At 53.5% G+C, this 13,587-nt stretch carries 12 protein-coding genes; 6 read left to right on the top strand and 6 right to left on the bottom strand.

The window, feature by feature from the left end:
- Window positions 1-25 precede the first annotated feature (25 nt).
- The 3 genes from VGM48_RS08425 to VGM48_RS08415 all read right to left on the bottom strand — a co-directional run bounded on the left by VGM48_RS08425 (window position 26) and on the right by VGM48_RS08415 (window position 3,919).
- Window positions 26-1,129, bottom strand: coding sequence for a hypothetical protein (locus VGM48_RS08425; protein ID WP_331577976.1), 1,104 nt, complete (start codon window positions 1,127-1,129; stop codon window positions 26-28).
- A gap of 6 nt (window positions 1,130-1,135) precedes the next feature.
- Window positions 1,136-1,999 (bottom strand): helical backbone metal receptor, encoded by an 864-nt coding sequence (locus tag VGM48_RS08420; protein WP_331577974.1) that lies wholly within the window; start codon window positions 1,997-1,999, stop codon window positions 1,136-1,138.
- Window positions 2,000-2,557: 558 nt separating this feature from the next.
- Window positions 2,558-3,919, bottom strand: a complete 1,362-nt coding sequence (locus VGM48_RS08415; protein WP_331577972.1) for a pyridoxal-phosphate dependent enzyme — start codon at window positions 3,917-3,919, stop codon at window positions 2,558-2,560.
- 74 nt (window positions 3,920-3,993) lie between these two features.
- Here VGM48_RS08415 and VGM48_RS08410 point away from each other — a divergent pair, with 74 nt between their 5' ends.
- Window positions 3,994-6,267: a Tex family protein gene (locus VGM48_RS08410; RefSeq protein ID WP_331577970.1), complete on the top strand. Its 2,274-nt coding sequence runs from the start codon at window positions 3,994-3,996 to the stop codon at window positions 6,265-6,267.
- On the opposite strand, the gene VGM48_RS08405 is transcribed toward VGM48_RS08410, so the two are convergent.
- Both VGM48_RS08405 and VGM48_RS08400 read right to left on the bottom strand, forming a co-directional pair.
- Entirely contained in the window at window positions 6,264-6,803 is a 540-nt protein-coding gene (locus VGM48_RS08405; RefSeq protein ID WP_331577968.1) for a hypothetical protein, read from the bottom strand. The genes VGM48_RS08410 and VGM48_RS08405 overlap by 4 nt on opposite strands.
- A 121-nt stretch (window positions 6,804-6,924) precedes the next feature.
- Window positions 6,925-7,512, bottom strand: a complete 588-nt coding sequence (locus tag VGM48_RS08400) for an RNA polymerase sigma factor (RefSeq protein ID WP_331577966.1) — start codon at window positions 7,510-7,512, stop codon at window positions 6,925-6,927.
- A 162-nt stretch (window positions 7,513-7,674) separates the two neighbouring features.
- On the opposite strand from VGM48_RS08400, the gene VGM48_RS08395 reads away from it, so the two are divergent.
- Complete coding sequence (locus tag VGM48_RS08395; RefSeq protein WP_331577964.1) at window positions 7,675-8,091, top strand: DUF6249 domain-containing protein; 417 nt, start codon at window positions 7,675-7,677, stop codon at window positions 8,089-8,091.
- A 108-nt stretch (window positions 8,092-8,199) separates the two neighbouring features.
- On the opposite strand, the gene VGM48_RS08390 is transcribed toward VGM48_RS08395, so the two are convergent.
- Window positions 8,200-9,795 carry a S41 family peptidase gene (locus tag VGM48_RS08390; protein WP_331577962.1) on the bottom strand — a complete coding sequence of 532 codons (1,596 nt, stop codon included), beginning with the start codon at window positions 9,793-9,795 and terminating at the stop codon, window positions 8,200-8,202.
- 171 nt (window positions 9,796-9,966) lie between these two features.
- Between VGM48_RS08390 and VGM48_RS08385 the strand changes: the two genes are divergently transcribed.
- From VGM48_RS08385 to VGM48_RS08370, 4 genes are read left to right on the top strand one after another with little or no spacing between them, the layout of a single operon-like run.
- Window positions 9,967-10,806: an N-acetylglucosamine kinase gene (locus VGM48_RS08385; RefSeq protein WP_331577960.1), complete on the top strand. Its 840-nt coding sequence runs from the start codon at window positions 9,967-9,969 to the stop codon at window positions 10,804-10,806.
- Window positions 10,807-10,812: 6 nt separating this feature from the next.
- Window positions 10,813-11,628: an N-acetylmuramic acid 6-phosphate etherase gene (gene murQ / locus VGM48_RS08380; RefSeq protein ID WP_331577958.1), complete on the top strand. Its 816-nt coding sequence runs from the start codon at window positions 10,813-10,815 to the stop codon at window positions 11,626-11,628.
- 11 nt (window positions 11,629-11,639) lie between these two features.
- A complete protein-coding gene (locus tag VGM48_RS08375; RefSeq protein WP_331577956.1) occupies window positions 11,640-12,203 on the top strand; it encodes a hypothetical protein in 564 nt (187 codons plus the stop codon).
- 59 nt (window positions 12,204-12,262) lie between these two features.
- Complete coding sequence (locus tag VGM48_RS08370) at window positions 12,263-13,357, top strand: hypothetical protein (RefSeq protein WP_331577954.1); 1,095 nt, start codon at window positions 12,263-12,265, stop codon at window positions 13,355-13,357.
- The last annotated feature ends 230 nt before the right edge of the window (window positions 13,358-13,587 follow it).

Raw genomic sequence — 13,587 nt, 5'->3', positions numbered from 1 at the left:
CGCCGCGAAGATAAGGCCTATGCGGCTAATCTTCGAATTTGCCAAGGTTTTTTTGAAGCTGGGCAAGATTCCGCTGGAGGGTCTGTTTTAGCTGTCTTTTGACCAGCTGACCCATGGAGCGGCATTTGAGGAAGGCGGGATTTCCGGAGTATTCGGCCAGTTCTGTTTTTAGCTGGTAGAGTTTTTCGGGGCTGGACAGGGGCTTGTCGCGGGACATGATGTTCAGCAGTTCCATCAGTCGGAAGCGCGAGGAGGCGACCCGGAAGGCCATCATGGTCCGTTCTTCGGTTTGGTATTGTTCGATGGAATCTTTGTTGAGGTGGGTCAGGCAAAGCTGGACAAAGTCCAGGTTCTCTTTGAAGAACTGCGGGATGTAGAGATTCTTCCGGCCTTCATAGGATTGCTGGTCGAAGTCGATGGCGCGGATGCGGTATTGGTAGTCTTCGATGTCGGGGGTGATATCCACGACGAAATTATAGGAGCGCATATCTCCCAGCAGCCGGACGAAGCATCGTTCGTTGAATTTGACAAACTCTTTTGCCAGTCTGATCTTGTTGGTCTGGGTGTCGTTGAGAAAATTACGGATGAAGAGATCGCCGGGGATGCCGGGGATATGCTCTTCCACGAGGGTGTTGTGGTGGGTGAAGTAGGTGATGCGGTTGGGCGAGAGGAGGTGCTCCAGTTCGAGCCCGTAGATCCGCGAGGCGTCGGCCTGTTTGATGTAATAATGATCGTAGTTATCGTTGAACTTGTTGACGATGCGGATGCGGAAGGGGTGGGAGTTGGCGAAGCTGCAGAAATCGATGCGGGCCACATCCAGGTGTTTGGTGTAGGTGAAATCGCCTTCGGTCTTCAGGATGGCGTACATCTGGACGAGGCCTTCGCGGATAAAATCCCAGTGGCGCATATCATAGAGGGCGGTTTCCCAGAGGGTATCCTGCTGATTCTTGTCGCGAAGCGGGACCGAGTAGGTGATGTGGAGGAGCAGATCGCGATAGGATACCGGGAGTTTGACCTCCCGGCCATGCTGTTTGAGATAATTCCGCAGATTATCGGTCACCGGGAAAATGGGTTTTTTCCGGCTGGGTTTGTTGGATCCGTCGCCTGCAGGCGGAACGCTGAAGTTCATCACCCCTCAAATATCGGATAATTCGCGAAAGTACTTTGGGGCTTCGAGCAGGCGGCTGCCGTACCAGCTGAAGAACTCGCCATCGACGAGGCGGACCCGGGCGTCGGGCAGGATCTCTTTTATCTCGTCGATATGGCGTTGGCGAAAGGGGTAGGGCTCGGAGGAGAGGAGGATCGTCGGCGGAATGGGTCCGGCGAGGCTGGAGAGGTCGACGGTGGGGTAGCGATCGCTGCCGGCGAGGAAATTGGTGTAACCGCAATACCGGAGCATATGGCTGATGAAGGTGTCGCCACCGGCGGCCATATAGGGGCCCGCCGCTCCCGCGTTATCCGTGGGAATTTGGAGCGCGTTCGCGGCGGGTTTTATGCGTTGCTTTCGAAAGGTGGACCTTTCGAAACGCCAAATGATATAGATAGCGGGAACCGGCGGGGCCGGGAGGGGGAGTTGTTGAAAGCGGGAGGCTATTTCGGCGGCCATCCGGATCGCTGCGGCGGATGTGCCCGTGATCTCCCCGACGGCGCGGATCATCGCCAGGGCGTCCGCCAGGGTTTTTATATCGCTGATCCAGACGGGATAGCGGGCGGCGAGGGCCTCTATCTGAGGCCGGTCGTTCTCTTCCTTATTGGCGATGATCAGATCGGGTTGCAGGGCGTCCACGCGGGCCCGGTCGACGGCTTTTGTGCCTCCGACGCGGGTTTTGGTGTGGAACCAGGATTCGGGATGGATACAGAATTTTGTGATGCCGACGACGGCATCTGCGAGACCCAGTGTATATAGTAATTCGGTTTGGGAGGGTACCAGGGAGATGATCCTGCGGGGTGTTTGCGGCAGAAAAACGGTCCTGCCTAATTGATCGGAAAAAGACGGCATGCCGGAAGGTACGAAAAACAACTGTTGGAGTAGCAGGGCAGGATTGATGTGGGATCGGAGCGACCCGTCGGTAAAGGCCTCCTGCTAAACTGGTGGTGCTTCTAATCAGGATTTAGCAGGAGGGATACTGTTGAAGGCAGTAGGTTTGTTCTCGGATAGGACTGCTTCAGGTTCTTGTTCGGACGTTGGATTTTGTAATTACGTTTTAGTATTTAAGGGTGCGCTTATCGTTCTTTTATGTGGTGCGATCAGGGTAAAAAAAGAAGTTGACTGATATTGGATCTCACCGGAATTTCTTAGGTATTGGTTGAATCTTTTTAACGGGATCAGGTTTAGACGGGCGGTTTTTTTGGATATTGGGTGATTGATGTTATCAATCAACTTCTGAATCAAAAATAGATTGTTAAAATTGACGGGACAATAGAGGTTTTGCTTTATTTAGCTGTCGCAGGTTTTACTAACGTTTTCGTAATCATAGCATAATGCAATAGGAGTATTGCTATTGCATTATACGTAGAACTACGTTCGCCTGGCTTGTGCGGGCCCCGGAAAAAGGGGTCATGCGCCCAGCGCCTGGATGAGGTCATATTTTGTGACGATGTGGTAGTTGCCGCTTTCATCCTTTGCCAGAACTGCTCCGTTTTCCCTGGTAATCAACGCGCTAAGTCTTTCCAGCGGGGTGTCGAAGGCGACGATCGGATAGGGGTTTTCCAGAACTTCGGCGATAGTTTTTCCTTTGATGTCGGAGCCGTTGTTCATCACGCGGGAGAAAAGGCCGCTTTCGCTGAGGGCGCCGATGAGGACGTTGTCTTCGAGGACGGGCAGATTCTCGATATGGTATTTTTGCATGAGTTCGAAGGCTTCCGCCACCGTATTTTCCGAGGAGGCGGTGATCAGCCGTTTTGCGCCGCGGCCGGCGACGATATCCTTGAAGGTTTTTACGTCGAGGAAACCGCGTTCCATCATCCATTGATCGTTATAGACCTTGCCCACATAGCGGCTGCCATGGTCGTGGAGGATGACGACGACGAGATCGTCCTTTTTTAGCCGGTCCTTTAGCTGCATGAGTCCCTGGACGGCGGTGCCGGCACTATAGCCGCAGAAGAGTCCTTCTTCGCGGGCGATGCGGCGGGCCATGATGGCTGCGTCCTTGTCGGTGACCTGTTCGAAGGCATCGATAACCTTCATGTCGTAGTTCTGAGGTACGAAGTCTTCGCCGATGCCTTCGGTGATATAGGGGTGTACCTGGTTGATATCAATGTCCCCGGTGCGGAAGTATTTCGTGAGCAGGGAACCGAAGGGGTCCATCGCCCAAACCTGGATAGCGGGGTTCTTCTCTTTCAGGAACATGGCCGTACCGGTAGCCGTGCCGCCCGTGCCGGTGGCTACGACCAGGTGAGTTACTTTCCCATCGGTCTGTTCCCAGATTTCGGGGCCGGTTGTCTCGTAGTGTGCGAGGCGGTTGGCGAGGTTATCGTATTGATTGGCATAAAAAGAATTCGGCACCTCTTTCGCGAGACGACGGGAAACGGAGTAGTAGGACCGTGGATCATCCGGCTCGACATTTGTGGGACAAACGATGACCTCGGCGCCGAGCGCCTTCAGGATATCGATCTTTTCCTTTGATTGTTTGTCCGTTGTCGCGAAAATGCATTTGTACCCCTTTACTACGGCAGCGAGCGCAAGACCCATCCCGGTATTTCCGGAAGTTCCCTCGATGATCGTGCCGCCGGGTTTTAGTCTTCCGTCCTTTTCGGCCACTTCGACCATTTTCAGGGCCATGCGATCTTTCGCGGAGTTACCGGGGTTGAAGTATTCCACTTTGGCAAGTACAGTGCAGGGAAGATCCCGGGTGAGTTTGTTCAAGCGGATCAACGGCGTGTGACCAATCGTTTCGAGAATATTGTTTTTGATGTCCATGCGTTAAAGGTATGATTTTGCCTTATTTTTGCGCCCCGCCGGGCGGATGGCGGGCAAATAATTTTTGAGAGACTATGGAAGCTATATATATTCAGAAGATTGCTGAGAAGCTCAGCTTTAGCCTTAAACAAGTTAATAACATTTTTGATCTGCAGGCAGGGGGGGCCACGATACCCTTTATGGCCCGTTACCGGAAAGAGGCCACCAGCAATATGGACGAGGTGCAGATCGGAGATGTGGTGGAGCAGATAAAGTATTTCAGCGAGCTGGATAAGCGCAAGGACACGGTCCTGAAGACCATCGAGGGTATCGGGAAGCTGACGCCGGAGTTGAAAGCGCGGATAGAGAACTGTTATGATGCTACGGTGCTGGAAGACATCTATCTGCCCTACAAACCCAAGCGGAAGACGAGGGCGACGACGGCCATCGAGAAGGGGTTGGAGCCGCTGGCGAAATTCCTGTTTGAACAGGGCGCGGGCGATCCCAACGAAGAGGCGGGGAAATTTATCAATGAGCAGGTGAAGGATAGTAAGGAGGCGCTGCAGGGCGCCAGGGATATCATTGCGGAATGGATCGCGGAGAATGAGCAGGCGCGGAACAAGGTGCGGCAGCTGTTCACCGAATCGGCCTCGCTCAGTGCGAAGGTGATCGCGGGTAAGAAGGACGAGGAGGAAGCGCAGAAATACCGGGACTATTTTGAATTCAACGAGCCGTTGGCTGATTGTCCTTCGCATCGAATCATGGCCATCCGCCGTGGGGAGAAGGAGGGCTATCTGATCATGGACCTGGATATCGACAAGGCCAGTGCCGTCGACGCATTGGACCGGATCTTTGTGAAGAGCGGCGGCGCTGCGTCGTCGGAGGTGAAGAAGGCGACCGAAGATTCTTTTGACCGTCTTTTGAAGTCCTCTATTGAGAATGAGTTCCGGCTGATCAGCAAGAACAAGGCCGATGAGGAGGCTATCCGGGTGTTTGCCGAGAATCTGCGGCAGCTGCTGCTGGCCTCGCCGCTGGGCTCCAAGCGGGTGCTGGCTTTGGACCCTGGTTTTCGTACGGGGTGCAAGGTGGTATGTCTTGATGCGCAGGGGAATTTCCTTCATAACAGTACGATCTATCCGCATCCGCCGCAGCATGAAGCGGCTGCGAGCGTCACCGAGTTGAAGCGGCTGGTCGATCGTTATGATATCGAAGCGATTGGAGTTGGTAACGGAACGGCCGGCCGGGAGACCGAACAGCTGGTCAGGGGGATCGATTTTGGAAAGCATGTGAGTGTCTTTATGGTCAATGAGAGCGGGGCGTCCATTTATTCGGCGAGTGAGGTGGCGCGGGAGGAGTTCCCGGATCAGGATGTGACGGTGCGGGGTGCGGTGAGTATCGGGCGGCGGTTGCTGGACCCTTTGAGCGAACTGGTGAAGATAGACGCCAAATCCATCGGTGTCGGGCAGTATCAGCATGATGTGAACCAGAATAAACTGAAGGAGGAGCTGGACCGGGTGGTGGAGAGCTGTGTGAACCATGTAGGCGTCGACCTGAATACGGCCAGTAAGCATCTGCTGACCTATGTATCGGGGCTCAGTGCTTCGCTGGCCAAGAATATCGTGGACTACCGGGCAAAGAACGGCGCGTTTGGGACGCGGGATGAGTTGAAGAAAGTAAGTCTGATGGGTCCCAAGACCTTCGAGCAATGCGCGGGCTTCCTGCGGATCGGCAATGCGACGAACCCGCTTGACAACAGCGCGGTGCATCCCGAGACCTATCATGTGGTGGAGTCGATGGCGACCGATCTGCATTGCAGTGTGGCCGATCTTATCCGTCAGCCCGAGTTGCGTAAGAAAGTCGTGAAGAAGAACTATATCTCCGAGTCGGTCGGGGAGTTTACGATCGATGATATTTTAAAGGAGTTGGAGAAACCCGGCCGGGACCCGCGCAGTCAGATCGAAGAGTTTCGCTTTGAAGAAACCGTCAAGACGATGGAAGACCTCAAGCAGGGGATGACGATACCGGGTATCATCACGAATATCACGGCCTTTGGGGTGTTTGTGGATATCGGTGTGAAGCAGGATGGGCTGGTGCATATCTCCCAGCTGAGCAATACCTATGTCTCCGATCCGAATACGGTGGTGAAGCTGCAGCAGAAGGTGATGGTGACGGTGTTGGAGGTGGATATCGCGCGGAAGCGGATCTCGCTTTCCATGAAGGGGAATAGCAACGGGGCAGGTGAAAAAAGAGCCGCGGGCGCGAAGCCTGCAGCTCATAAACCCGCAGCGGGGAAAAGTGTTAAGAAAGAGGAAGAACCCGATTCGTTTCAGGCCAAGCTCATGGCGCTGAAGAAGAAGTTCAAGGATTAAGTGGTTGGGGTATTCTTCTTTTGTTGGAGGTACATATCCAGCATCATGAGTCCGGCTATGACCGCGATGAGCAGGAAGACGATGATATAGGTATTGTTGAAGAACCTTGAATAGTTGAGACTGTCGAGGCGGCGGTCGAGTTGCAGCTTGTCGATGGGGATGCTGAGGTTGCCGCCGGTCGAGCCGGCGCCGGATGTCCATTTGAACTGGCTGAACAGGAAGGCCAATACGCCGAGGATCGTTGTTATGAAGAAGGCGCCGATGCCCCGGATGACGTTCTTGTTGACATAAGTTTTGGTGGCGGGTGCGACGTGGTAGCGGGCGATCTCTTCCATGACATTTTTGGTAAAGCGCATGGAGGGGGCTTCCAGTTCGGAGGTGCTGAGCAGTTGCTGCAGGTTAAGCAGTTCGCGGTGTTTTTGCTGCCAATCCAGGTTAGCTGCGAGAAGTTCCTCGATTGCCGACTTTTCGGTGGGGCTGCATTGCCCATCGATGTAATCCCAGAGACGATCTTCCATTGGTTGCTCAGTATTCATGCTTTTGACTTTAGGATCGTTATAAAGATCGGACCAATTCTCCGAATTTTCCGTTAAATGATCAGGGGCTCCGGCCTGGTCCGTTAAATGATCGAGAGCCCGGTTGATGGCTTTAGCCCGATCAGCCTCCCTGTATATCCTGTACCTCATGACTAAAATGTTTTTCCATCTTCTCTTTCAGGCGATGACGCGCCCGGTGCAATTTCACTTTTACGGTGTTTGGGTCCAGGCCCATGATGCGACCGATTTCTTCGAGTGACTGTTCACCTTTATAGAACAGGGTGATCAGCTGGCCGTCATCGGGGCTAAGGAGTTGGATCGCTGCCGTGACCATTGCATATTTTGATTTCTGTTCGATGGTGTTGGCGCTGAACCCTGATTCCCGGTTCTCCAGTTGGGAGAAGGTCCGTTCGTTGTCCATCGACGTGATCGTGAGCTTCTTCTTTCTTAAGAAGGTAATGCAGCTGGTTCGAACTACGGTGTAAAGCCAGGTGCTGAATTTGGACTCACCCCGGAAGTCGGCCAGGGAGCGGTAGGCCTTGACGAAAACGTCCTGGCTTATTTCCTCGGCGTCCTCCCGGTTATCGGTAAAACGCATGACCAGCGTGAACACGTATTGCTGGTATTTTTGCACCAATTGAGCGAACAGGGACTGCTCTCCTTGCAAGATTCTTCTAATAATCTCGGTATCAGTGAGTTCATTGTGCATTACGAGTAATAAGACTACGTATTAAGATCACAGGTTACAGAGGAAGATACAAAAATTAGTGAGGGGGTTTGGCGGATTTTTTTGCCTGCGGGTGTAACCTGTCTTTTCCGGCCGTAGTCTGAGGTTATGTAAACAGCGTTGAAAAAGTAAAAACGAAAAAATATGGACACAGGACAATTAGCAATTATTTGGTTACTTCTCTCCAGCCTCGCAATTTGTGGAGTGGTTTTCGGATGGCGGTATTTAATAAATAAGGAGAATATGGCCATGATAGAAAAGGGGCAAAACCCCAAATTAAAACAAGAGCGGCCGCGGCCGGCGCCTTTCCGCAGTCTGAAATGGGGACTGTTGTGTGTAGGCGCGGGGTTGGGTTTGTTCCTGGCCTATCTGCTCGACAATACACTTTTGTATAATGTAGGGCATGATGTCAACAAATTCAGCAGCAGCGGCAACGATTACAATGGTGCCAACGTGATCCTGTACTTCGCCTTTATCGCCGTGGGTGGCGGGTTAGGGCTGATCACCTCTTACCGGATCGAGAAGAAAGAATTGCTGGATAAGCAGGAAAAGATGCAGTAGTATTACCAGTTTCGAATGGTTCAGTTGGCGGACCGGCTTTTCAGCCGGTCCTTTGTTTTATGGGCCTTCGGCCAAAAGGCCTGTGGCCCTTTTTTGTTTTTATGGGGTTTATTTGCGGATCACTTCGAGGGCCTTGTTGATGACGGGATCGTCGGCGTTGCTGACCTCGTAGTAGCCTTCGGTGCGCCAGATCTGCCGGGCCATCAGGGCTTTGAGCCGGTGTTTCAGCACATCTTTTTCCTTCGGTGGGATCGAGGCCAGGTTGACTCTGTCTTTTGCGGCGTAGTAGCCAAGGCCTTTCCAGAGGCCGTCCTCGTCGTGGAAGCCGGCGATGAAATCGGCCGGGCTCTTATAGTTTCGGAAAGCGGGGAGGTGCTGGATATAATATGCGTAGATAAACCGGCTGAGGGTGCCGTCTATGTACAGGGTCGTTGTGCTCCGGGAGAAGGTGCTGGTATCGAAGCCGATGAAGAGATCGGGGGTGATGCCGCCGCCGCCATACACGGTGCGATGTTCGGGACCGAGGGTGCGGTAGGCCGGGCCGGCATGTCGGGTCGTGGTATCGCCATGAAGGACCTCGCCGTCGTGAAACCGTTTCATCACCTCTTCATTATAATCTTCGTGGCCCTTGTTATAGGGTTTTTGGATGCTTCTGCCCGTGGGCGTATAGTAGCGGGCGATGGTCAGCCGGAGGGAGGAGCCGTCGCTGAGCTGGAAGGGTTGCTGGACAAGGCCTTTGCCGAAGGTGCGCCGGCCGATGATGGTGGCGCGGTCCCAGTCCTGGAGGGCGCCGGTGAGTACTTCGCTGGCGGAGGCTGTGCCTTCGTCGGTCAACAAAACGAGTTTTCCTTTTTCGAAAAGGCCGTCGCGGCGGCAGCGGTATTCCGCCCGTGGCGACCGGGCGCCGACGGTATAGACAATGAGTTTATCGCCATCGAGGAAGTCGTCGGCGCATTCGATGGATTCCTGCAGGATGCCGCCTCCGTTGCCGCGGAGATCGAGGATCAGGCGTTGGAGTCCTTCTTTTTGGAGTTGCATGATGGCCCGGGCGAATTCGGCATGGGTGGTCTCCGAGAAGCGATTGATCCGAATATACCCGGTTTCCTTATCGACCATATAGGCGACATCGACGGAGGGCAGGGGGATGGTGCCGCGGGTGATATGGACCTGGAGGGGGGTGGGGGAACCGATGCGCACCAAGCTTACGGTGACCTGGCTTGATCCGAGCCCGCGAAGGAGTTTACGGATGCGGTCGTTTGTTATGCCGTTGCCTGCCACGACGGAATCGCCGACTTTCAGGAATTTGTCCCCGACTTTCAGGTCGGCCTTGTCGCTTGGGCCGCCGGCCAGGACGTTCATGACGTTGACGGTGTCGTCGAATATCTGGAATTCGACCCCAATGCCTTCAAAATTGCCCTGCAGGTCTTCGTTCATCTCGGAGACGTCGGCGGGGGGGATGTAGACGGAGTGGGGGTCGAGGTGGCTGAGCATCCCATCGATGGCGCCATCTGCGATGGTGTCGGCGGCGATGGAGTCAACGTAGTTCATGTTGATCAGGTCCATGACTTCCTGCACCGGTGTTGGTTTGTGGGCCATGAATATACTGCTTGGGCGGATATTGCCCCGGAGGCGGAAACCGATGATCATACCGATTATCATGACGATGGCGAACAACAAGGGTAGCCAGACCTGCAGTTTTTTCATTCGAACGATTTATTTAACAAAAGATGCCACGGGCATCCCGGCCGAAGGCCAAATGATTAGCCGGGATTGACGGACGGGTATATTTTTGAAAAAACCCGGGCCGTAATCACCAGAAGGCTGCAAATTAATGAATCATAAGTTAAATTGCAGGCCAAAAGCTGATGGACGGCTATGAATATACTGATCGCGGATAGTGGGGCCACCAAGTGTGAATGGTGCTTGCTCTCAAACGGAAAGAAAAGGAAGTCGATAGAGACACAAGGGATTAGCCCCTATTTTCTCGATGCCGCCGGCATTGGCCAGGTCATCAGCCGGGAGTTACTGCCGGTAATGAAGAAGGTGGAGATCGACCAGGTTTTTTATTATGGGACGGGGTGTGCGAATCCTGACAACCGGAAGATCGTGCAGAAGGCCCTTCGGGAAGCCTTTCCGGGCGCCGGACTGCATGTGACCCATGACCTTATGGGGGCGGCGCTGGCGCTTTGCGGATCGTCAAAGGGCATCTCCTGTATCCTGGGGACGGGGAGCAATTCCTGTTATTTTGACGGCCGGAAGATCGTAAAGAACAGCCCGGGGCTGGGATTTATCCTGGGCGACGAGGGGAGCGGGGCCTATCTGGGCAAGAAGGTAGTACAGTACTATCTTTACAATACGCTGGATGAGGAATTGCGGTATAAATTTGACGCCAAATATGCTACGGGCAGCAAGGAGATCCTGGAAAACGTGTACAAACAGCCGCTGCCCAACCGCTATCTGGCTTCGTTTACGCTATTCCTGGTGGAGAACCGCGGGCATTATATGATCGAGAATATCATCGAGGACGGGCTAAACGACTTTTTCTTTAATCATTTGTGTAAGTACCGGGAAAGCTGGAAATTGCCGATCCATTTTGTAGGGGGTGTTGCCTATGGTTTCAGGGATGTGGTCAGGGAACTGTGCCAGACCTATGAATTCGAGCTGGGGAGTATCCTGCAAAAGCCCATGGACGGACTAATAAAATATCATCAATAGACAAGCATGCCAATCGAGAAGGTTACCGAAGAGGAAAGCGGGTATCATCACCTGGAAAACATGAGTGTCCGTGAGATCCTTTCGAATATGAACCAGGAAGATCGAACGGTGCCGGTGGCGGTGGAAAAGTCGATCCCGCAGATAGAAAAACTGGTTCTGGCGATCACGGACAAGATGCTGGCCGGCGGGCGGTTGTTTTACATCGGCGCCGGGACCAGCGGGCGGCTTGGGGTGCTGGATGCCAGTGAGATCCCGCCGACCTATGGTATGCCTTTTGATCTGATCATCGGCGTGATCGCGGGAGGGGAGACGGCTATCCGCAAGCCCGTGGAGAATGCCGAAGACGATGAGCGGCAGGGCTGGCTGGATCTCGAGCAATATGAGGTCTGTGACAAAGACCTGGTCATCGGGGTGGCGGCCAGCGGTACGACGCCCTATGTTATCGGTGCGTTGGCGGCTTGCCGCCAGCGAGGCATCCTGACGGGTTGCATTGTCTGCAATCCCGGATCCCCGGTTGCGGAGCAGGCTGATCTCCCGGTGGAAGTAGTGGTGGGGCCGGAGTTTGTAACGGGGAGCACCCGGATGAAAAGCGGCACTGCGCAGAAGCTGGTGCTGAATATGGTATCGACGGCCGTGATGATCCGGATCGGCCGGGTCGAGGACAATAAGATGGTAAATATGCAGTTGACCAACAGTAAATTGGTGGACAGGGGCACCAAGATGGTAATGGAAGGGACGGGACTTACCGATTACGAGAAAGCACGGGAACTGCTGCTGCGTAGCGGCAGTGTCAAGAAAGCGGTGGATTCGGTGACTTCATAAGCATTTGTTGTATGCACGAGATAGAACCATTTTACAACTGGCGGCACATTTATACGAGTGAGGAGGACGAGCGTTCGCCGTTCTATGGGCGCGTCTATTCCGAATTCGAGTTTTCGCAGACTATTTACAACTACTATATTCATCCGCAGTGGGACGATTTTGGGTCGCGGACGCTATATCTGAAGGTGCTGCTGGCGGATTATGAGGAACACTATGTTGTTATCGAACTCTTTGGGGAATGGAATGATGCTATCGAGAACGATATCATGAATCTGAAGCGGGAGGTAACCGATAAGTTCTTCGAGTTCGGGATCACGAAATTCATTTTTATCGCGGAGAACGTCCTGAATTTCCACAGCGGGGACAAGGACTATTATGAGGAGTGGTTTGAAGAGGTGACGGATGCCGGCGGCTGGATCGCCTGTCTGAACATGCCGGAGCAGACGCAATATGATTTCCGGAAGGCGAAGCTGAACCGATTTGTCGAGCTTATCGAATTAGAGAACTGGCGCACCTACAAGCCTTTTCATCTATTTACCCTGATCGACCGGCAAATTATGCAGCGATTGGGGTGATCTTCTGTAACCTCCCGCCCGGGAGTGTCGTCAAATGCGATACCACTTAATGTAATTACATGAAAGCTATAACTTTATGGTCTTTTCTCGCAGGGGTCTGCCTCTTTGCGGGCGCGTGTCACCATCATGGGCACAACCGGATGGTCATGAATGACGGGGTCAACCGGGTGGAGGTGCGTTATGACGGCGATATCCAATTCAATGACGACGAGACGGCCATTGCGCGGATCTCGCCGGGCGGTTATCTGGAATATTGGCGCAATGACGATCATTTGCTGGCAGGGACGAACGATAAAGGACTATTACAGGTGGAGTTGTATGAGAATGGGAAGCCGATCGATGCGGGGTCGGTGGAAGGGAAGGCCCTGGAAAGCCGGGTCATCCGGGGGATGATCAACCTTGGTTTTGATATCAACGGGCGGATCGACCGCCTTTACCGGAAGGGAGGGTATCCGGCCTTGCTGAGTGCGGTGGACAGTGTGGACGGGGATTATGTCCGGGCGCGATATTTGGAGCGTATACTGGACGGGGATAGTCTATCGGCCGGGACCGTAGCGGCGGCGATCGGGAAGATGCGCGACAAACTGGGCTCCGACTATGATAAGAACCGGCTTTTGGAGAAGGTGGATACGGCTTATCTGAAGAACGACTCCGTGTGTGAGGATTACCTGGCGGCTGTCAAGGATATGCATGGAGATTATGAGAAATCGCAGTCGCTGCAACATTATCTGCGGGTCACGGTCCCCGTACCACAATATGTTCGGGTGTTGGATGCGGTGGGGTCCCTTGGGGGCAATTATGAGCGAAGCAATATCCTGCGGGAACTGATCGAGCAGCCCCTGGCGGAAGGCCGGCCTTTTGACAGCCTTTTGAATCTGGTTGGAAAGATGAGCGGTGATTATGAAAAGGGGAATCTGTTAAAGCAGATTGCACATAAGGATGTGAGAGAGAATGGGTCCTGGGCCGGATTGATCCGTACGACGCTGACGGTAAGCGGAGAATATGACCGGACCAATGTGTTGGTGGAGATCGGGCAGCGGCTGCCGAAGACGGACAGTTTGCGGGTACTGTATATGGATGCTGCGAAAACAGTGCATTCGAATGAGGATTATGGGCGGGCGGTGAAGGCGGTGGAACTGGAGGCGCGGAAGTAGACAGTCCACGGGCGGTTCGCATCGGGCGCTCCACATCGGGCGCTTCAAAAATTTATTTGGTTATTTGAGATTTGTCCCTAATTTTGGTGCACTAACATGATTACGACAAAGGCACACCGGTATTTTTATTTTTTCTTTTATTTCTACTTTACGGGTAGACCGGGAGCGCTTTTGTTAACCAGCAACTAAACAAACAGATTAACATAAAGAGTCCCGGTCAAAAGCCGGGA

The sequence above is a fragment of the Puia sp. genome (genome assembly GCF_036500295.1).
Classification (GTDB): Bacteria; Bacteroidota; Bacteroidia; order Chitinophagales; family Chitinophagaceae; genus Puia.
This window is presented reverse-complemented; position numbering and strand designations above follow the sequence as displayed.